Below are 21,979 nucleotides of genomic sequence, written 5' to 3'. Positions count from 1 at the left end.
TATAACTCTAATCCAAGCAATATCAACTAAAAATTCTCAATCAATCAGATTCATTTTGATTTCCGCGGATTATCTGACTTTTGCTGAGGGATAAATCTCCCAGAGAACCGCCAAAAGTGCGTGATAGATTTTCTTCTGTGAAGACTTCGGATGTATCACCATAAGCTAAAATAGTACGATTAATTAGTACTACTTGGTCACAGAAAGTAGTTATAGACGCTAAGTCATGGGTAGAAATTAAAATTGTATGACCTTCCTCTCGCAATTCTAGTAATAAGTCAATCATCGCTTTTTCTGTTTTGATATCTACCCCAGTGAAAGGTTCATCTAATAGTAAAACTGTTCCCTGTTGTGCTAAGGCACGGGCGAGAAAGGCACGTTTTTTCTGTCCACCAGAGAGTTCTCCAATTTGGCGATCGCGCATTGACCACATTTGCACTCTTTCCAGACTCTCCCTCACCACTCTTTGATCTTTCGCCGACGGAATTCGCAGTATATTCATGTATCCGTAGCGTCCCATCATCACCACATCATGGACACTTACTGGAAAATTCCAGTCCACCTCTTCCGACTGTGGTACATAAGCCACCAAGCTTTTTTTCTGTACAGTTTTTATCGGTAAACCATTAATCAAAACCCGTCCTGTAACTGGCTTTAAAAAACCCATAATCGCCTTAAATAGGGTTGATTTACCGCTACCATTCATCCCCACTAAACCACTAATTGAACCTGCTCTAATTTGCAAAGAAGCACCATGTAAAGCAACTTTGCCGTGGTAAGCAACTGTCAGATTTTCGACATCAATACTAATAGACTTCACTAAAAATCACCTCTAAGATTAATCATTAGTTTGTAATGAGCGGCTCCAGCCTTTTTTGCGAATACTTAACATTTTCTAGAGAACAAAACAGGACGAAAGTCCTTACTACAAGCTAATTTTAAATAATTAAATTTATTCTTGCATACTTGCTCACTTTTCCTCTAATCCCTGAGTTAGAGTATTAATATTAAGTTCTAGCAACTTGAGATAAGTTGGTGCTGGCCCATTCGCTGGAGAGAGGGAATCAACATAAAACACTCCACCAAACCTTGCTCCCGATTCTCTAGCTACCTGACGTTGCGCTCCATCATTGACTGTACTTTCACAGAAAACTACAGGTATTTTATTTTTTTTAACTATATCAATGACTTTTTCTAGCTGTTTGGGAGTAGCTTGTTGTTCAGAGTTGACTGCCCAGAGATAAGCTTCTTTCAAGCCATAATCGCGGGTGACGTATGAGAAAGCGCCTTCACAGCTTACCATGTAGCGCTTGTCTGCTGGAACTAGCGACACGCTTTTTCGCAGTTTCTCATCGACTTCCTTAATTTTTTGGCTGTATACTTTGGCATTGGTATTATAAGTCTCTGCATTCGCTGAGTCCAAATTAACTAATGCCTTGCGAATATTATCTACGTAAATCAAGGCATTTTCTGGTGACATCCAAGCATGGGGATTAGGTTTTCCTTTGTAGGCATCCTCCGTAATTTCTACAGGCTTAATTCCCTCACTTAGGGTAACGTGAGGTACATTAGGGACGCTGTTATACAATTTCTGTGCCCAACGCTCTAAATTCAGACCATTATTCAAAATTAAATCTGCTTTTTGCGCCCTCACCAAATCGCTAGGAGTTGGTTCGTAACCATGAATTTCCGCCCCTGGTTTGGTTAAAGATTCAACAATCGCCTTGTCTCCCGCCACGTTTTGAGCCATATCTGCAATGACTGTAAAGGTGGTAAGAACCACTTTTTTACCTTTTTTATCTAGGTTAGTGTTAGTTTTGCCTGGGTTTGGACTTAACTGTGGTTGAGAATCGGAGATTGACGGGCTACACCCACTCAAACATACCCACAATAGCAGCCCAGACGCGACAACCAATTTTTGTCCGTGCTGCGGTAGTTGCATCTGAAAGTTATTGATATTAAATCTCATTATAGCAATTTCATAATCTTCTCACTTTTGTCTCACTTTAGCAGAAGTAACATAAAAATGAAAGAATTATGAAAATAATATCAGAGGAAAAAAGCGAACCTGTTGCAATAAACTGTATTTCTGAGTTATGACTTAACCTTGATTCCTTATTTTTGTCTTTTTAAAGGGCTTTTTGAGTGATTCAAATATTTTTGTTATTTACATCACAAACAAATATTTTATTATTGTGAAATACCTTACAGACAAATATGATATTTAGAGTTTTTTGTATTTAAAAAAATGCAAATCTAAATACATTATGAAAATATTTATTTGTTAAATAACTAACTGTTAAAAGTTTAATATTTATTGTTTTGACAATTCATAAAAATTTACTTAAGCTAAAGGATAGGTTAAGCAAATCAACAAACGGCAGCGATTTGATTTAGCTACATCAAGAATTGCTGTTGCAGACTATTGGCATAAGGAAATGAATCAAAACGAAAATTATTCCATGTAGGCAATTTAACCAAATTTGGCTACAAAAAGCTAAGACATGATTAAGCGTATTGAACCGCGCAGATATTGAACAGAATCCGATCAATTATGGATGGATACTTGTGGTGATGTTAGTGAGTATCCATAAATTATTGAAGCTTGACTAACGATTTTAGATTTTTGATTAGGGTCTTCTAGTTTATATCTCGTCTGGGACGGAATAAATCTAAAAGACGCTCACTAAGACTGCGCGATCGCCAATCCAAAATCCAAAATTTATTGACCAAAGTGCGGTAGATATGTCCAGGAGAAGACAATGATTGAGTATTTGACATCCTTGAACGACCACAATTTGCCCTATCCAGATACGATTCATCCCATCGTTGTCCACTTCGTCATTGCGATGGTGTTGTTTTCCTTCTTCTGCGATGTAATTGGCTATTTTACTGGTAAATCGGGTCTTTTTGAGGTGAGTTGGTGGAATATGTTAGTTGCCACGATCGCCATCTTCGTTGCGATTATCTTTGGTCAGTTTGAAGCAGGGTTAGCACAGCCTTACAGCCTAGCTAAATCGGTGCTGAATTTGCATACGCTAATTGGTTGGTCGCTTTCAGGAATTATCACGGCGATTACAGCTTGGCGCTATGTAATTCGTGCCCGTAACCCGCAAAAAGTACCGATTTATTATTTGGGAGCCGGACTAATTTTGACCCTAATAGTTGGCTTACAAGTATATCTCGGCGATGAACTTGTTTGGGTATATGGATTGCATACCGTGCCAGTTGTGGAAGCAGTAAAGGATGGTGTGTTGCGATGAACTCAGAATTAATTGACCAATTGAGCGGCTCTCTAGGCCCAAACGGATTACCTTACACAATTCCCATTCATCCCAACTTAGTCCATCTGACAATAGGTTTGTTCATCATTGCGATGACCTTTGATATTGTTGGTGTTCTGTTCCCCTTTGAAAAATGGGTCTTCAAATTTTTGGCAATTACTGTCGAACGTGACAACTTATTTGCTGTTGGCTGGTACAACATGTTAGCTGCCAGCATCATCACATTTTTCACAGTGGGAGCAGGCTTTTACGAAATGCTATTGGCAGCACCACCAGCTGATATGAAGAGTGCCTGGGGATTGCAGGCAATGGAAACTATGCTTTGGCATGGTGTGGGTGGTGTGTTCTTATTAGCGCTGATTGTTGGCATGACCATCTGGAGAGCATGGCAGCGCTTCGTTTGGGGCAAACAAGAATATAAACAGACAGATAGAGAAGTGCAATGGATCTATCTGTTCGCAGGCATAACAATCATGTTCATTCTGTACATCCACGGCACACTAGGAGCGCAACTAGCCGCCGAATTTGGCGTACACAATACAGCAGATAATTTGCTGCGATCGCACCAAGACCTCAACACAACACTCAAGTAAGTTATTTGTCCTTAGTCCTTAGTCATGTGTCCTTTGACTAATACCCCATACCCAATGCCCAATAACCAAAGACCATGAAAATCCAGAAGATTTTAAATATTTTGACGCTGCTTACAGGCGCGATCGCAGTGACTGTTACGAGTCTCTGGATCGGCAAGCAGTCTTACTCCTGGCTTCCTCCCCAAGCAGCAGCCGAATCCCTACTAATTGATGATTTGATTAGCTTCTTAGTAACCCTCGGTGCCTTCATCTTCTTGGGAGTAACAAGTACTCTGATGTATTCTGTGATCTTCCATCGGGCAGTCAAAGATGACTTCACTGATGGCCCCCCGATTGAAGGTAATGTCACCTTGGAAGTTGTCTGGACAGCAATCCCAATTCTGTTAGTCTTTTGGATTGCAGGCTACAGCTACCAAGTTTACGAACAAATGGGGATTCAAGGCCCTGCTGAACTAGTTCATCTGCATAATCCGCTGGCAATGGAATCAGCTTATGCAGCACCAGCTAACGCCTTAGCAGAACCTGTTGAGAAAATCGATGTCCTAGCTAAACAGTGGGCGTGGGTTTTTCATTACCCAGAAAGAGATATTACCAGTACCGAATTGCATTTACCAAGCGATCGCAGAATACGTTTAGCGCTGAAATCACAGGATGTTTTGCACGGCTTCTATATTCCTGCGTTCCGCCTCAAGCAGGATATTATTCCTAACCATGCGATCGACTTTGAATTTACTCCCATCCGCCCCGGACAATACCGATTAACCGATTCCCAATACAGCGGTACATACTTTGCGACAATGCAAGCGAATGTCATCGTCGAATCTCCTGAAGATTATCAGCAATGGCTGGCACAAGCTGCAACCCAAAAGCCATCCATCGCAAATAATCAAGCGGCTTCTGAGTATGCCCAAACATCCCATCAATCAGTTCAAACTGGTTGGGTTACAGTTCCACCTGCTGCACCTCCTCTAGTCAATTCACCTGGTTGAAAGGAAAGTAACCATGACTAATGTTCCTATTGAAGGTATCCTTCTCCCTGATGAGAAGCCTAACCACGAATCTCCGAGTAGCTGGAAAGAATACTTCAGCTTTAGTACCGACCATAAAGTTATTGGTATCCAGTATCTCGTCACCTCATTTTTCTTCCTTCTCGTCGGCGGTATCTTTGCGATGGTGATGCGGGGAGAACTGATGACACCCGAATCAGATTTAGTCGATCGCACCGTCTATAACGGGATGTTCACCATGCACGGCACTGTGATGCTGTTCTTGTGGACATTTCCCTCACTGGTTGGTTTTGCCAACTATCTCGTCCCCTTAATGATTGGGGCGCGAGATATGGCATTTCCCCGCCTGAATGCCGTCGCCTTTTGGATGGTACCAGTAGTTGGGATTTTGATGATGGGTAGCTTCTTTGTCCCTGGAGGCCCAGCCCAAGCCGGCTGGTGGTCTTACCCGCCAGTCAGTCTCCAGAATCCCACAGGTAACTTGATTAATGGTCAAGTTCTCTGGCTGTTAGCGGTGGCAATATCCGGCGTATCTTCAATTATGGGGGCAGTGAACTTTGTCACCACCATCGTCAAGATGCGGGCCCCAGGAATGGGCTTCTTCAAAATGCCGTTGTTTGTCTGGGCAGTATTTAGCGCCCAAATCATCCAACTATTTGGACTACCTGCACTGACAGCAGGCGCAGTGATGCTGCTACTTGATCTCACAGCTGGCACCGCCTTTTTTGACCCTGCCAAAGGTGGAAATCCAGTGATGTTCCAGCATTACTTCTGGTTTTACTCCCACCCAGCCGTTTACGTGATTATTTTGCCTGTCTTCGGCATTTTCTCAGAAATCTTCCCGGTTTATTCACGTAAACCCTTATTTGGTTACAAAGTAGTTGCCGTTTCATCTATCTTGATTGCCGTAGTTAGCGGCATTGTTTGGGTACACCACATGTACGTCAGCGGTACTCCTGGCTGGATGCGGTTGATTTTCATGATGACGACGATGTGTGTATCTGTCCCCACAGGAATTAAAGTGTTTGCTTGGGTAGCAACTATTTGGGGCGGTAAACTGCGGCTAAATACCGCCATGCTGTTTGCCTTGGGTGCATTAGTCATGTTTGTCTTCGCAGGAATCACAGGCATTATGCTTTCCTCCGTGCCAGTCGATGTCCACGTTAACAATACCTACTTTGTAGTCGGACACTTCCACTACGTCCTCTACGGAACTGTGACGATGGGCTTATTTGCAGCCATTTATCACTGGTTCCCTAAAATGACCGGAAGGATGTACTCCGAAAGCTGGGGTAAAATCCACTTCTGGTTAGCCTTCATCGGCACCAACCTCAACTTTTTGCCCATGCATCCCTTGGGATTGCAAGGAATGTTACGCCGAGTTGCTTCCTACGCCCCAGAGTATCAATTCTGGAATATCATCGCCAGCCTCGGCGGATTTCTCTTAGGAATGTCCACCTTGCCCTTCATATTCAACATGGTGATTTCTTGGATGCAAGGCGAGAAAGCACCCGCTAATCCTTGGCGAGCAATCGGACTAGAGTGGTTAGTTTCTTCACCCCCTCCAGTAGAAAACTTTGAAGAAACTCCCATCATCATCTCCGAACCCTACGGCTACGGCAAATCAGAACGCTTGACAGCCAACCTCCCAGAATAAACGCCAACCATCGGGAAGACGCAAAAACCCTCTGCGTACCTCCGCGCTTCCCTTTGCGTTCCTACCCTGCGGGAAGGCAAAGCCTATGCGTTTCAAATTCCCCCCTCAAAAAGCAAAATGGACAGCTATATCAATTCCGAAGAATTGCACCACACAGCCGCAGAACATACCCACGACGAAGAAGGCAACAAAATGTTTGGCTTCATCGTCTTCCTCCTCTCAGAAAGCGTCATTTTCTTGAGTTTTTTCGCCGGATATGCCATCTACAAAACAACAACGCCTAACTGGCTACCAGCTGGTGTTTCTGGACTAGAAGTAAAAGAACCGGCAATCAACACAGTAATTCTGGTTGCTAGTAGCTTTGTAATTTACTTAGCAGAACGCGCCCTTCAACGCCACGACTTAGTAAAATTCCGCCTGTTTCTCTTGGCAACAATGGCGATGGGAACTTACTTTTTAGTTGGACAGGCGATTGAATGGAACGGCCTCGCCTTTGGTTTCACTTCCGGGGTATTTGGTGGAACGTTTTATCTACTTACAGGCTTCCACGGTTTGCACGTTTTCACTGGTATCCTGTTGCAGTTAATAATTTTGATCCGTTCTTTCCTACCTGGCAATTACGACACAGGTCACTTCGGCGTCAATGCAACTTCATTGTTTTGGCACTTCGTCGATGTTATCTGGATTATTTTGTTTGTCCTGATCTATGTTTGGCAGTAGAGATTGATGGGAAGGAAAACCCAGATAATTTCTCTGGGTTGGTGTATGTGGCATTGTTAATTACTTTTATGCCCCATACACCATTCACTGTAATAACTATATTTGGGTCTTAGTTCAACCTTTCAAATTCACCTTCTCCTCAAACTTTGATCCATCTTGATGAGATAAAAATTTTTCACTACTATGATAACTTCTTCGCCATTGTTCGAGCTTATCTATAGATATCGATTTAGATGTGACATTCACACCATTTCCTCGCCAAGCAACTTCTGCATCTGTTGTGAAAACCCCGCACTCTAATTGGTCTAGCCTCATATTCCAATATTCGCTAAATCGACCTTTTAAAGTAATAACTTGTTCAAATACCTTGTTTCTATGTTTATTTCTTCTTTTTCGCTCTGTTGCTCCAGTGGCTTCTGTATCAATAAACTTAGTTTCTATTAAAAACAGACTACCTTTAAAAGTCAGAAAGACAAAATCACACTTCCCTAAATCTGTATAATCTGAAATTGGAGACTTTTCAAACAACAGCAATTCAGCGCACGAGGGAAACAATTCTTTAATATTCAGAAATAAATAAGCTTGCAATAGAAGTTCCTTATCATAAGGAAATAATATTACTCCTTCAAAAAATTTTTGAATGTCCTCGTGAGTTTGGGGTTGAATTTTTTTACAGTATGAAACAAATCTATGTAGCTCATTTACGATCATCAAGTTCTAACTCCTTCCCCCGGTCGCAGCCTTAAGGGTCTTAGCATAAAAAGATACCACTCCCTCAAGGAAATTATCATCAGCATAAGTAACTAAAAAAACGATTTAAACCCTGCATACTTAAGGCAATTTACTGTTGACAGTTCAATAAAACGAATTTTTAAGTTGCTTTTTAGTATTGGTGGATTTTTGACTCCTGGCCTCAGCTACCAGTCAGCGATTTTATATGAGCAGGAAAACTGGCGTTTTGCAAAGCTTGAACAGTTATTCTAGAATCTTGTACACAAAATTGCCAACCTAAGCGAACAAGTTTACGAGAAGTTTCAGTTTGAATAATTCCAATCACTGGCATTTTTGCCTTTTCTTTGTCTACTGAATGCTCTTGTAAAATTGTTTTTAAGCGATGTAAGTCTTCCATATTACCTGCTTGCTGGGGATTTAACTCCACCATTACCATTTGTACTGTTTCTACTGGTTCTGCATCTTCAAGAATAAATTGAGTTTGCTCGTCACGTCGATCTACTTTTCCCCAAATAATCAATCTAGTATCAACTTGGAGTAAGGAACTAATGCGTTCATAAGTTTTCGGAAAAACTACAGCTTCTGATTGTGTAGTGAGGTCTTCTATTTGCAGAATTGCCATCTGATCGCCTTTTTTTGTCACCACTTTTTTGACGTTATTCAACATGACTACTGCACAAAGTCTTGTATCTTCTCTTTGTTCTCCCAGTTGTGAAAGGTTAATTGGTGTCAAAAGTGGTGTTATTTGCCGTAAAGATTTCAGTGGATGATCTGATACATAAAAGCCTAATAATTCTTTCTCCATCTGCAACTTTTTCTGTGGGGGTAAATCTGTCACAGGTTTAGATTTGGGAGCAGTTTCAAAGGCATTATTTGCTCTTTTATTCTGAGTTGAAGAAAAGCCGTCGCCCAATAAATCAAATAGATTTCCTTGACCACTAGCTCTATCTTTCGCACGAGATTGTGCCCAATCATACACTAATTCTGAGTCGTTAATTAACTGTTGGCGGTTGGATTCAATTTTGTCAAAGGCTCCGCAGTAAATCAACGACTCCAGAGTTCGGCGGTTAACAGCACGCAAATCCACGCGATCGCAAAAATCAGCGAGTGATTTAAATTCTCCTGTCTCATTTCTCGCCTCCAAAATACAAGCGATCGCATTTTGTCCCACGTTACGCACTGCCGAAAATCCAAACAGAATCTTGCCTGCCGTTGGCGTAAAATCAACACCAGAACGGTTAATATCTGGCGGATCTATAGATATCCCCATATTTGTACAGTTAGTAATGTATCTCTGTACCTTATCGGTATCACCACTGTTAGCTGTTAACAGCGCCGCCATATATTCCAATGGGTAATTAGCTTTTAAATATGCTGTTTGATATGTTACATAACCATAAGCTGTCGAATGGGATTTATTGAAACAATTAGCAGCTATTAAGCCATTTTTAATCGCAAAATTATGGTCGCGTTCAACTCCAATGTCATAAACATTTTGCTTGCCTAAATATTTACGTGTGGCTATTTTTATCATCCTAGCTTACCTCGAAAAATTTTGTGTAATTGATAAAATTATGAAATTTGTAGTATTAATAAGGTTGTAATACAAAATTATATCACTAGAAAACACTGCTATACTCTTACACAAAAGTAGCCAATATAGATGAAAACTTTGGCAAACTATTCAATAGATGGTTGATAGCCATGTATTTGCTGTTTTTAAAAACGTATTAAACACATTTCAATACATATTAATCCGCTTAGTCAGATGAATGAGGAATGGCAAGCAGAAGAGAATAAGCGATGCCCAAAGCCCAATAACTAATACCCAATTTTGACCAATATGTACTAGAATCAATGACTTGAGTCACAAAGAGAGCAATCATGGCATCCATCCGCGAGTTGCACCAACAGCTGGTTAAAAAAGAACGTTCTGCCGTTGAAATTACCCAAGAAGCCTTAGAGCGCATTCAAGCGTTAGAGCCGAAATTGCACAGCTTTTTATGTGTGACGGCAGACCGCGCATTAGAGCAGGCGGGTGCTGTGGATGCCAAAATTGCCGCAGGAGAAGAAATTGGGCTGCTAGCGGGCATTCCTGTGGGTATCAAGGACAATATGTGTACCAAGGGGATTCCTACCACCTGCGCCTCCCGGATTTTGGAAAATTTTGTGCCGCCTTATGAATCAACAGCGACGCAAAAACTGGCAGATGCCGGGGCGGTAATGGTAGGCAAAACCAACTTGGATGAGTTTGCAATGGGTAGTTCCACAGAAAACTCTGCCTATCAAGTCACGGCTAATCCTTGGGATTTGTCACGAGTTCCAGGTGGTTCTTCAGGGGGTTCGGCGGCGGCGGTGTCTGCCCAAGAATGTTTAGTTGCTCTCGGTTCTGATACTGGCGGTTCGATTCGCCAACCTGCATCTTTCTGCGGTGTGGTGGGGATGAAACCCACTTATGGTTTGGTTTCTCGTTATGGTTTGGTGGCTTACGCTTCGTCTTTGGATCAAATTGGGCCATTTGCAAACACAGTCGAAGATGCGGCAATATTATTAAGTGCGATCGCAGGTTACGATCCCAAAGACTCTACCAGCCTGAAAGTTGCCATTCCTAACTATGCTGCTAGCTTAAAACCAAACTTCAAACCCAGAGGTCAGCTGAGAATTGGTATCATTAAAGAAACTTTTGGTGAAGGTTTAGACCCTGTAGTGGAACAAGCTGTTACCAAAGCAGTAGATCAACTACAAAGCTTGGGAGCAGAAATTCATATAATTTCCTGTCCCCGCTTTCGCTATGGCTTACCCACCTACTACATCATCGCCCCATCGGAAGCATCAGCCAACCTAGCTCGTTACGATGGCGTCAAATATGGGTATCGTGCTCCTGATGCCGATAATCTGCTATCAATGTACACTCGTACCCGTGCCGCTGGTTTTGGTACAGAAGTCAAACGCCGGATTATGATTGGCACTTACGCCCTTTCGGCTGGCTATTATGACGCTTATTACCTGAAAGCGCAAAAAGTCCGTACTTTGATTAAGCAAGACTTTGAAAAGGCTTTTGGTGCGGTTGATGTGTTAGTTTGTCCCACATCTCCCACTACAGCATTCAAAGCAGGGGAAAAAACTACTGACCCCTTGAGTATGTATTTAACTGACTTGATGACTATTCCTGTAAATCTTGCTGGTTTACCTAGTTTAAGTTTGCCATGTGGTTTTGACGAACAGGGGCTACCGATAGGATTACAGCTAATTGGCAATGTTCTACGAGAAGACCAATTATTTCAGGTAGCTTATGCTTATGAGCAATCTACTACTTGGCATCTGCGTAAACCGCAAATATCTTGAAAATTGTCATTTGTCACTTGTACTGAGTTTCGACTGCGCGGTAATCGAGCGAAGTCGAGATTCAACTACCGCGTAGTCGTAAAGCCTGCGGCATAGCTTCGCTTCGGGCGCAGCCTCTGTCTGCGACACGCTGCGCGAACGTAGAGAAGTATTGGTCATTTGTCATTGGTTCTTAATTCTTCTCCTCTACTCAGTAGAGACGCGATTAATCGCGTCTCTCCACTCTTTCTGCCTTTTTGGTCATTTGTTAGCCTGATTACTGACTATTGACTGTTGATTATTATCTTCTGGAGTCAAGGATTCAGCTGTAAGCTGTGGACTAAGTATATGAAGAAGACCAGCAGATGCACCGACCAATAATAAAATATAGGTCAGAACAAGAGGTATGTATGTATTTTGTTTGTTGTCTGAATTGTGACGAGCATTTTTAGAATCTTGACAGACAACATTGGTTATAAGGCTGTACGATAAAGCATTTCCATCCAGCCCTAAAGCATCTCCATAACGACGGATGAATCCTTGCAGAAAAATTGGCTCAGGCAATTCTTCAAATCGGTCTTCTTCTAACGCTTGTAAAATACCTACTCGAAGCATTGTCTGAGAGGCTATTTCTTCTATGCGGATAGATTTTTCTTGTCTTACTTGTCGCAAGCGTGTGGTTATTTCCTTTAGTTGCTCTACTTGAGCTGCATTTAAGAGCGTCACAGTCTTCTCCTGTATGGGCTAATTCTACTATTCATTGAGAAGACTTCAATCCGCATACGTAATTTTACTGAATATTTGATTTTAGGATAAATTTTTTCGAGAATGGCTTAATCCTTAATTTTAAAATGCTAGTCAAACTCCAGCTAAGTATAATTTTGGTTGTAATGAATACTTTTTTTGCAAAAAGCTTGGCGCAAAAATCAACATGCCGTAACTTATAATACAAGTATTTTGCCAACGGCCACTCTGGGCTGAGATAATTGCAGCGATCGCTAATATTCTGCTCAATAACGATTAGTCATCATTCTTGATTGTGCCAACTCCTTGGTTATTATTAAATATGGCATTTGCTGCACCATAAATATTGACAAAAAATGTTTCATTGGGTTCAACTTTATTATCACCCCTGACGCCAATACTAATAACTTTGCTGGTTTCGCCATAGTCAAAAATAATTGTCCCCAGCCCAAAATTGTAATCCGAGTCAGATTCTTTGGCAGTACCATCACTCGTGCTGTAATTTACAATCACCCGTTGATAAAATTCATTCGAGAGAGTGACGACAAAATTGGCATTAGTTATCATCCCTGTTGTGCCTTCTTTGACTAATACATCTGCAATGCTAATAGTGGGGGGATCATCATCATTTGTGATAGTAGCCACTCCCAAGCTATCAGTAATTGTGGTGTTTGTAGCACCGAAGAGATTGACAGAAAATGTCTCGTTGGTTTCACCTTTGTTATCACCTATGACACCAATACCAAGAGTTTTGCTGGTTTCGCCAGGATTGAAAACGATTGTCCCGGAAGCAGCGTTGTAATCAGAGTCAGAAGTTTTCGCAGTGTTATCACTCGTGTTGTAATTTACAGTAACCTGCTGTAAACTCGGTGCGGAAAGAGTGACGATAAAGTTAGCATTAGTTGTTGTGCCTGTGTTACCTTCAGCAATTGAGACATCCGAGATACTGACAGTTGTTGGGTTGTCATCATCAATGATGGTAGCCACTCCCAAAGTATCTGCGATCGCGGCATTTGTCGCGCCTGAAAGATTGACAGAAAATGTCTCGTTAGCTTCACTTTGGTTATCGCCGATGACGCCAATACTAAGAGTTTTGCTAGTTTCACCAGGAGCGAAAATAATTGTTCCTGAAGCAAAGTTGTAATCAGAATCAGCAATTTGAGCAGTACCATCACTCGTGTTGTAATTTACAGTAACCTGCTGATAACTAGGATTGGAGAGACTAATAGTAAAGTTAGCATTAGTTGTTGTGCCTATGTTACCTTCAGCAATTGAGACATCCGAGATACTGATAGTTGGTTGATTATCATCGTTGATGATGGTAGCAACTCCTAAACTATCTGCGATCGCAGCATTTGTTGCAGCCGAAAGATTGACAGAAAATGTCTCGTCAGTTTCAAATTTGTTATCGCCTAAAACACCAATGCTAAGAGTTTTACTAGTTTCGCCAGGATTGAAAGTAATCGTCCCTAAAGCCGAATTGTAATCAGAGTCAGCAGCATTAGCAGTACTATCACTCGTGTTGTAATTTACAGTAATCTGTTGAGAACTAGGATTAGAAAGACTGATAGTAAAGTTAGCATTAGTTGTTGTACCTGTGTTGTCTTCAGTAACAGAGATATCCGAGATGCTGATAGTTGGTTGGTTATCATCGTTGATAATAGTACCAACTCCTAAACTATCTGCGATCGCGGCATTTGTTGCAGCCGAAAGATTGACGGAAAATGTCTCGTCAGTTTCAGTTTGATTATCGCCGACGACGCCAATACTAATAACTTTGCTCGTTTCCCCAGGATTGAAAGTAATTGTCCCTAAAGCAGAGTTGTAATCAGAGTCAGCAGCATTAGCAGTACCATCACTCGTGTTGTAATTTACAGTAATCTGTTGAGAACTAGGATTAGAAAGACTGATAGTAAAATTAGCATTAGTTGTTGTACCTGTATTGCCTTCAGTAACTAAGATATCCGAGATAGTGATAGTTGGTTGGTTGTCATCATCAATGATGGTAGCCACTCCCAAAGTATCTGCGATCGCGGCATTTGTCGCGCCTGAAAGATTGACAGAAAATGTCTCGTTAGCTTCACTTTGGTTATCGCCGATGACGCCAATACTAAGAGTTTTGCTAGTTTCACCAGGAGCGAAAATAATTGTTCCTGAAGCAAAGTTGTAATCAGAATCAGCAATTTGAGCAGTACCATCACTCGTGTTGTAATTTACAGTAACCTGCTGATAACTAGGATTGGAGAGACTAATAGTAAAGTTAGCATTAGTTGTTGTGCCTATGTTACCTTCAGCAATTGAGACATCCGAGATACTGATAGTTGGTTGATTATCATCGTTGATGATGGTAGCAACTCCTAAACTATCTGCGATCGCAGCATTTGTTGCAGCCGAAAGATTGACAGAAAATGTCTCGTCAGTTTCAAATTTGTTATCGCCTAAAACACCAATGCTAAGAGTTTTACTAGTTTCGCCAGGATTGAAAGTAATCGTCCCTAAAGCCGAATTGTAATCAGAGTCAGCAGCATTAGCAGTACTATCACTCGTGTTGTAATTTACAGTAATCTGTTGAGAACTAGGATTAGAAAGACTGATAGTAAAGTTAGCATTAGTTGTTGTACCTGTGTTGTCTTCAGTAACAGAGATATCCGAGATGCTGATAGTTGGTTGGCTATCATCGTTGATGATGTTTACTGTAGCCGAACTGTTAGTAATTGTGGAATTTGGCGCTCCAGTTATAAAGCTGGGGTTACTCAGAATAACAGTAATATCTTCATTGAGTTCAAGTGTATTGTCACCCAAAACATCGGCTGTAATTGTCTTTGTGGTTTCCCCAACAGCGAAGCTTAAAGTTCCAGATGTAGCAGTTCCTCCACCCGTAATTTGAATATTGTTATAGTCACTGCCAAAAGTTGCCGCACCATCAAAAACATAATCTATGGTACTAGCTATGCCAATACCACCACTACGAGTAACTGTGAAAGTAACAGCTTGAGTACCGCTATTACCTTCAGTTAAAGTTGAGATGGGAGTGGAAATTGCATATTGAATCGCATCATTAGCAGCAATATTTAGAGTAGTTTCAGTTATTGTCCCCAAATCAGCCCCTGTTAGCGTGCCGAAGTTGAGTACAACTGTTTCTGCATTCTCAGGTAAATCGTCTGGGTTAATAGTAAAAGTAATTAGCTGTGTTAAATTAGCGCCTGTTGCCCCAGCAGTAAAGGAGATGGTATTGGGGGAAAAAGTGTAATCGTTGCCACTAGTCGCCGTACTACTATTTTTAACGACAATAGGAATTGTGACAGCGGTTTCAGGAGAGGCATCTAAGGTAACAGAAATAGTTACTGTGGTGGCGGTACTATCTTCTGTTGTATTGTACGTAGCAGCACCAAAGCTGACTTTTGGAAGCACATATTCAAATGCTCCAATGTCAATTCTGCCGCTTTCAATCCGGTTAAAATCCGTGCCGCGTTGGTCGGTAGTTAAGCCACCATTGTAAGCGGGATCGCCAGCATTCCTGGCAAGACTGTTAAAGTCTAGAGCGTGAGTTTGTGTCGAACCACCGTAATCTCCTAACGGTTTGAGTCCGGGGTTGGGGTTAATAATATCTGTACCCGTACCCAAAGTCCCCGATATTTTACCAGTAATTTTGCCAATCAGGTTGTAAGCATTACCATTGAAGTTGGCACCAGAGATATCTGCTCCTTGATTGCCTAAATCAATATTGCCAGCAATGATGCTGTTGCTGATGCTCCAAGTACCAGCAGATCTATAAATACCGCCACCATTACCTGTGTTATTGTTATCGCTATCAGCGGTGTTGCCAAATATAGTGGTATTACTTACTGTGCCACCGCCAGAATAGATACCGCCGCCGTTGACTTTTACGGTGTTACTCGAAACAGTGCTATTACTAAGTGTGGTAATAGTGCTGTAGATGCCGCCGCCATTAGTGTTCGCTGTGTTGCTAGAAATAGTGCTATTGGTAGCTATGACACTACTAATGCTGTAGATGCCGCCGCCGCTAGTGTTCGCTGTGTTGCCAGAAATAGTGCTATTGCTGACTGTGACACTACTAGTGCTGTAGATGCCTCCTCCAAGGGTCGCTGTGTTGCCAGAAAGATTACTATTGCTGACTGTGACACTACTAGTGCTGTAGATGCCGCCACCATTATTACTAGTGCCTGCATTTCCCCCAGTTATCTTCAATCCATCAATTGAGAGGGAGGCACTGGCATTAAAAATACGGGAAGTATTGTTACCACTGATGGTGAGTTTATTCGCCCCAGTTCCTTGAATTATCACTCCTTCAGTGATATTCAATTCCCCAGAAGTGAGGGTAATGGTGTCGGGGGTAGCATCACCGAATATCCCAGTCGGATCAAAGATAATTGTCTCGATTCCTGGATCGTTATTGGCATTGATAAGAGCTTGCCTTAACGAGCCAGTACCACTGTCATTGGTGTTAGTTACTATATAGGTGGTGTTATCTACTTTGATAGATACATCGTCAATGGCTAAACCATGATCGTTGCCTCCATCATCTATATCTTCCCAACGCAATATAATCTCTTCACCGTTAGTGATTGGGGTCGCTAGATTAAATATTACAGGCGTTATAACAACTCGATTGGCAATCAAATTGCCATTTAGGGCCCCCGCAGTTGCAGTTGCAATTGGCCCGGTGAAATCTAGCGAGGTAACAGGCGTCCATGTTCCTGTTGTTAGACTTGTGATAGTTGACCCAGTTTGATAACTGAATTTCAACTGTTGCTGTGATGTATTACCACCATTACGCCATTGTTCACCTGTGTAACTTACTTGCAATTTAGTAATTGCTGAACCTGTATTGTTTTGGAGGCGCAACCCATAATAAATAGTTCCTGTAGTACCAGAAGCTAGAGAACCAAGTGCCCGGTCTGGGTTATTAGCACTACCAAAACTGTACAATCCACCTGTGTTATTACTGCCAGTACCAGGGCTGTAAGTTGTTCTCGTAGAATACCAGCCCGAAATAGTTGAATCATTAACCCAAGCTGGTGTTCCAGAAATAGCTAATGAGCTAAAGTTTTGAGTGTATGTGCCAGTAAAACTAGCTGGCAAAATCGATTGGTAAGCCTGTATTATTTTAGGTTTAAATGCTAGAGAAGCCTCAATTTTCCCTGTCTTCACTTCTAAATTCCAGTTGCCACCTAAAGCTGCACTTCCGGTTTTGTCAGTGGAAGCGGCAATATCTGCTCCAGTAATTTGGCTAATCTGCTGTACAAATTTTGTGCCTTCACCACTGGCTACATCACAGCCATAAAGTAGGATGTCAGCTTTATCAGTTAAAGCACTTGCCCACTTTTGTAACTGATTTTTGTAGCTATCCAGATTGCTCAGGTTGAAGTTGATTGACCCTAGTTGCAAACTCCCCACACTTCCGTGGGAAACAATGTGAATTGATTGAACTGAATTGGATTCACGTTTTGCTAAAAACTCGGTAATTTGTGCTAAACCGTCTCTATTGGGATCAAGAATAACAACTTCACTGCCGAGTGTGATACCAGCCATTAAGCTTTGGTAATCTATAACTTTTGGATCTATAAAAACAATATTTGTGCTTGCATCTATTAATTTTTTAGTAGACTTATTTCTGTTTTGAGAATGATAATTTTCTGGCTGGTTTATCATAATTATTATTCCTTATATATAATTTATTAGCTTTACCTTAGTAATATTTATCGTGCATAACAAAATAGAAAGTGAATGACTCTGCATTCGCTTTCTTTCCCAAATTAAATCGGGAATTAAACCTTTTTATCTAATGAGACAAAACCGCGATATTTTTAGTTTTTATATAAGCAAGCACGCCTTGAGTAAAGTTAGCTGTTTTTTCATTACAGCTTTTGTTTATAGCAATTTATACTAAGCCTAGTGACAATACAACTGCATTTTTACTTAAATAACGATGGAGAGATTGATTGAAATTTGAGTATATCTAGCTTTATTAACAGTTCTGGTACTATAGAAATCCGCTTTGATTCCTGAAATTATTTGCGTAGCGAGGGAACAGGGAAGAAGGAATAAAAGTATACTGAGTTTTTTCAAAAATCAAATACGAGTCCTTACCAATCCTTTTTGGATAGCTAAAACTGTGGTCTGGGTGCGATCGCGTACTTCTAGTTTCGTACAAGATAGTATGGGCAGGAACCTTGATGAAAAACTATATTTGGTAAGTAGACCTATAAATTTTGCTTGCTTACCTGCATCAAGCCGAGTACTTTAGATACTCATGTAACATAAAATTCCGCTTATGCGCCTGACTTCACTGGATGTTTTTCGCGGCATTACCATCGCTGGAATGATTCTCGTCAATATGGCGGGTGTCGCAGATGAGGTATATCCTCCCTTAGCTCACGCCGATTGGCACGGCTGCACACCAACGGACTTGGTATTTCCCTTCTTTCTCTTCATTGTCGGTGTAGCAATGACTTTCTCGCTGTCAAAATACACTGAAGGCAATAAACCAACCTCAGCTGTTTACTGGCGGATATTGCGCCGCGCCGCTATTCTCTTTGCCTTGGGATTGCTACTAAATGGCTTTTGGAATAAAGGTATTTGGACTTTTGATTTGAATAGTATCCGCATTATGGGAGTGTTGCAGCGCATCAGCCTTACATATCTGCTGGTTTCCCTAGTTGTTCTCAACCTTCCGCGCAAAGGTCAATGGATACTAGCAGCAGTGCTACTCATTGGCTACTGGCTAACGATGATGTATGTCGCAGTGCCAGAATATGGTGCGGGAGTTTTGACGCGAGAAGGTAATTTCGGCGCTTATGTTGACCGCCTGATTATTCCCAAAGCACATTTATACAAGGGTGATGGTTTCAACTTTATGGGAGATCCAGAAGGACTTTTCAGTACTATTCCCGCGATAGTGAGTGTCCTTGCTGGCTACTTCACAGGTCAATGGATACGCAGTCAACCTGTACAGTCACGTACAAGTATCGGTTTAGGATTATTTGGAGTCGGTTGCTTAATTATCGGTTGGGCGTGGGGGTGGACATTCCCAATTAACAAAAAGCTGTGGACAAGTTCTTATGTAGTATTTACAACAGGTTGGGCGTTACTATTACTAGCAGCTTGTTATGAAGTTATCGAAGTACGGCTGATGCGTCGCTGGAGTAAACCTTTTGAAATTATGGGCTTAAATGCGATCGCTCTTTTCGTTGCATCGGTTTTATTAATTAAAATTTTAGTCAAAACTACTATTGGCACTGGTAAAGACGCTCCCAGTACCTACAATTGGATTTACCAGAATTTTTTCGCATCTTGGGCGGGTGTGCTGAATGGTTCCCTGTTATTTGCCTTAGTCACCGTATTGTTGTGGTGGGCTGTTGGTTTTCTGATGTACCGGCAACGCTGGTTTCTGAAAGTGTAAAAAAGATTTTTGTGATTATTTACGTTTTAGTGTTTTCAATGTTACAACAGGTGTTAAGTGATAGATTGTAACACTTTAGGAACAAAGGCAATCGCAACTTTATCAATATTATTGGCGCGTTAATCTGCGTTTTCTTTAGCAAACTTACTTAAGCCCTGATATTGTTTCTAACGGCAGAAGCGTATACAGACTTATCTGTGCGTTGAAAGTTCTTATTTCTTCTAATTCACTAAATTAATCCATAGAAAAATTGTGAGGTAATCGATGCGTCGCATGAATTTTTGGGTATTTTTGCCAATTACCTTGGTATTGGGCTGCTCAAATCAACTGTTTCAATCTAGCCCGTCTGTGGCCAACTCTAATCCAGCAGTAGTTGAACAAAGTAGTCCAACTTTATTAGCAAAGGCTAGTTACCTTTCACCGTTGGAACAACAGGTAATTGTTGAAACCAATAAGGTAAGAACAAATCCTAAAGCATACCTCCCGATTCTGGAAAACTATAGAAAGCGCTTTGAGGGGAACCGAGTCAAAATTTCTAATAACACTTATCTACGAACTCAAGAAGGAGTTAAGGCAGTTGATGAAGCGATCGCATTTCTCAAATCAGCACGTCCTGTAGGAGCATTGAGTGCATCTAAGGGTATGTCTTTAGGAGCAAAAGATCACGTAAAAGACCAAGGCCCAAAAGGTGCTATAGGTCATGATGGTAGCGATGGTAGCAACCCTTTTACTCGCATCAACCGCTATGGTAAATGGCAAACAACCGCAGGTGAAAATATCAGTTATGGGCCAAACAGCGCTCAAGATATTGTTATGCAGTTAATTATTGATGATGGTGTGCGCGATCGCGGCCATCGAAAAAACATTTTTAACGGTGCTTTTAAAGTCTCTGGTGTTGCTTATGGAACTCACAAATCATATAGAACAATCTGCGTGATTAACTACGCTGGCGGATATAAGGAAAAATAATTTGCGATCGGCAATAGAGAGGATTCTACCTGGCGATTAGAAATCGCGGTTACACAAACCAAGTTCACTTGCCAAAGAATTTGAAACCCGCTTAGGCGGGTTTTGTCTGTGTAGACGCGGTTTCTAACTGCCCATTTAGCTATTCCTCGGCAAACCAAGCACCATGAAACCCATAAGGCACTCGTTGGGGAATTATCACCCGCGCTACAGGTTCAGCCATCACATCTTGAGCATTCACTACTACTAATTCTGAAGTATCTGAACCCTCATCGTGGACGAAAGTCATCAGCCAACCATCATCCTCAGTCGTTGCACCAGGACGCGGCGCAAACACAGTTTCACCACCATAGCGCCCCTGTCCAAATTCATGTATTTGGGATTTTCCATTGCTGAAGTCGTATTTGATGATACCGTCAAATAAAGGTACGGGACTGTTTGCCGCTTTGTTGCTATAGCCATATCGGGTTTTTCGCCCCAATAGGTTTTCGTTGACGCGAGGAAATTCGGAAGCTACATCATCCAACATCTCTTCACGCACTGAACCAGTGTTGAGGTTAAATCGCCAGCGATACAAACGGGGGATATTTGCATCTGGGTCGGGTTGGGAATCATCTAAACCCAAAACAGTAGTAGAAGTCATGCGACAGGCAATCAGCACTACTTCGTCTCCCTCTTCGTAAGCATTGAGGGTATGAAAGACGTAGCAAGCAGGACTTTCAAACCAGCGGATATTACTGTTGTCACCGTGACGTGGTACGATACCGAAACGACTAGAGCGATCGCGCTCAAACATCATTAAAGGTTCTCCCCGTTGCGATCGCTCTGGGTTAAAAGTCAGTGGCAAATCCATGAAAATCGTGTAGTTTTCAGTGATGGCAAAATCGTGCATCATCACGCCTATTGGCAGTTCAATTGGCACTGTTCGCAACAGTTCGCCTTCTGCTGAGACTACACTATATTGCAGGTACGGTGGCACAAACAGAGAATACCCAAAGAAGATCATTTCCCCTGTAACGGGGTCTACCTTGGGATGGGCTGTGAAGGCAGAAACCAGCTTGCCATTGTAGCTATACTCGCCAATGGTTTCTAATTCAGGTAGCTTGATGGCGTGAGGTTTACCCCCTTCATTCAGCGCCAACATTTGACCAGCGTGCCACACTAAGGCAGTATTGGCAGTATTTTTGTAAGCACCGTAAGGATTATCCATCTGTGGTGGTTCTAACAATCCACTCCAGATAGCTTTACCCGCTTCTCGTTCTTTTTTCCATCCGGCTGTCTGGACGTAGCGGTTACGATAAGTGGCTATGCCGTTGCTAATTTGCACACCATGCAACATCCCATCCCCATCAAACCAATGATATTCACCGATAGGCGTCCATTGAGGGTTAGGACCATTCCGCACAAACATCCCTGATAGGTCAAGCGGTAATTCACCGATGACTGGCAATTTGTCGGTAGTGATTTCTTCATGGACTGGAGCAAAATTGCCATCGAGATAGGGATTGACTGCTATTGTTACCATTGTC

At 41.8% G+C, this 21,979-nt stretch carries 15 protein-coding genes; 8 read left to right on the top strand and 7 right to left on the bottom strand.

Annotated elements, in window-relative coordinates:
* Nucleotides 1-40: 40 nt before the first annotated feature.
* Together RMX69_RS08970 and RMX69_RS08965 are read right to left on the bottom strand one after the other, a co-directional pair.
* Nucleotides 41-820: a metal ABC transporter ATP-binding protein gene (locus RMX69_RS08970; RefSeq protein WP_289796628.1), complete on the bottom strand. Its 780-nt coding sequence runs from the start codon at nt 818-820 to the stop codon at nt 41-43.
* Nucleotides 821-970: 150 nt separating this feature from the next.
* Nucleotides 971-1,969: a metal ABC transporter substrate-binding protein gene (locus RMX69_RS08965; protein WP_322637221.1), complete on the bottom strand. Its 999-nt coding sequence runs from the start codon at nt 1,967-1,969 to the stop codon at nt 971-973.
* Nucleotides 1,970-2,762: 793 nt separating this feature from the next.
* Here RMX69_RS08965 and RMX69_RS08960 point away from each other — a divergent pair.
* The 5 genes from RMX69_RS08960 (at nt 2,763) to RMX69_RS08940 (ending at nt 7,261) form a co-directional block, all read left to right on the top strand.
* Nucleotides 2,763-3,263 carry a DUF2231 domain-containing protein gene (locus RMX69_RS08960; RefSeq protein WP_322637220.1) on the top strand — a complete coding sequence of 167 codons (501 nt, stop codon included), beginning with the start codon at nt 2,763-2,765 and terminating at the stop codon, nt 3,261-3,263.
* A complete protein-coding gene (locus RMX69_RS08955; RefSeq protein WP_322637219.1) occupies nt 3,260-3,877 on the top strand; it encodes a DUF2231 domain-containing protein in 618 nt (205 codons plus the stop codon). The genes RMX69_RS08960 and RMX69_RS08955 overlap by 4 nt, the downstream gene beginning before the upstream one ends.
* A 74-nt stretch (nt 3,878-3,951) precedes the next feature.
* Entirely contained in the window at nt 3,952-4,866 is a 915-nt protein-coding gene (locus RMX69_RS08950; RefSeq protein ID WP_322637218.1) for a cytochrome c oxidase subunit II, read from the top strand.
* A gap of 13 nt (nt 4,867-4,879) precedes the next feature.
* Nucleotides 4,880-6,541 (top strand): cytochrome c oxidase subunit I, encoded by a 1,662-nt coding sequence (gene ctaD / locus RMX69_RS08945; protein WP_322637217.1) that lies wholly within the window; start codon nt 4,880-4,882, stop codon nt 6,539-6,541.
* A 117-nt stretch (nt 6,542-6,658) separates the two neighbouring features.
* Complete coding sequence (locus RMX69_RS08940; protein ID WP_322637216.1) at nt 6,659-7,261, top strand: heme-copper oxidase subunit III; 603 nt, start codon at nt 6,659-6,661, stop codon at nt 7,259-7,261.
* A gap of 114 nt (nt 7,262-7,375) precedes the next feature.
* On the opposite strand, the gene RMX69_RS08935 is transcribed toward RMX69_RS08940, so the two are convergent.
* Complete coding sequence (locus RMX69_RS08935) at nt 7,376-7,972, bottom strand: hypothetical protein (protein WP_289796622.1); 597 nt, start codon at nt 7,970-7,972, stop codon at nt 7,376-7,378.
* 202 nt (nt 7,973-8,174) lie between these two features.
* Entirely contained in the window at nt 8,175-9,527 is a 1,353-nt protein-coding gene (locus tag RMX69_RS08930; protein ID WP_289796621.1) for an OB-fold nucleic acid binding domain-containing protein, read from the bottom strand.
* Nucleotides 9,528-9,877: 350 nt separating this feature from the next.
* Between RMX69_RS08930 and gatA the strand changes: the two genes are divergently transcribed.
* Nucleotides 9,878-11,338 (top strand): Asp-tRNA(Asn)/Glu-tRNA(Gln) amidotransferase subunit GatA, encoded by a 1,461-nt coding sequence (gene gatA, locus RMX69_RS08925; RefSeq protein WP_322637215.1) that lies wholly within the window; start codon nt 9,878-9,880, stop codon nt 11,336-11,338.
* Between the two features lie 240 nt (nt 11,339-11,578).
* Here the strand turns inward: gatA and RMX69_RS08920 are convergent, their stop codons facing one another.
* Together RMX69_RS08920 and RMX69_RS08915 are read right to left on the bottom strand one after the other, a co-directional pair.
* Complete coding sequence (locus tag RMX69_RS08920) at nt 11,579-12,043, bottom strand: helix-turn-helix domain-containing protein (protein ID WP_289796619.1); 465 nt, start codon at nt 12,041-12,043, stop codon at nt 11,579-11,581.
* A 294-nt stretch (nt 12,044-12,337) separates the two neighbouring features.
* Nucleotides 12,338-17,734, bottom strand: a complete 5,397-nt coding sequence (locus RMX69_RS08915) for a Calx-beta domain-containing protein (protein WP_322637214.1) — start codon at nt 17,732-17,734, stop codon at nt 12,338-12,340.
* A 622-nt stretch (nt 17,735-18,356) separates the two neighbouring features.
* Here RMX69_RS08915 and RMX69_RS08910 point away from each other — a divergent pair.
* Complete coding sequence (locus tag RMX69_RS08910; RefSeq protein WP_289796617.1) at nt 18,357-19,484, top strand: acyltransferase family protein; 1,128 nt, start codon at nt 18,357-18,359, stop codon at nt 19,482-19,484.
* Nucleotides 19,485-19,748: 264 nt separating this feature from the next.
* Nucleotides 19,749-20,453, top strand: a complete 705-nt coding sequence (locus RMX69_RS08905) for a CAP domain-containing protein (protein ID WP_322637213.1) — start codon at nt 19,749-19,751, stop codon at nt 20,451-20,453.
* Nucleotides 20,454-20,592: 139 nt separating this feature from the next.
* On the opposite strand, the gene RMX69_RS08900 is transcribed toward RMX69_RS08905, so the two are convergent.
* On the bottom strand, nt 20,593-21,975 hold the full coding sequence (locus RMX69_RS08900; protein WP_322637212.1) for a carotenoid oxygenase family protein: 1,383 nt from the start codon (nt 21,973-21,975) through the stop codon (nt 20,593-20,595).
* Nucleotides 21,976-21,979: the final 4 nt, after the last annotated feature.

This window comes from Nostoc sp. EspVER01 (assembly GCF_034530635.1).
Lineage (GTDB): Bacteria > Cyanobacteriota > Cyanobacteriia > Cyanobacteriales > Nostocaceae > Nostoc.
Note: the sequence above shows the minus strand (reverse complement) of the source record. Positions and strands in the feature narration are given on the sequence as shown.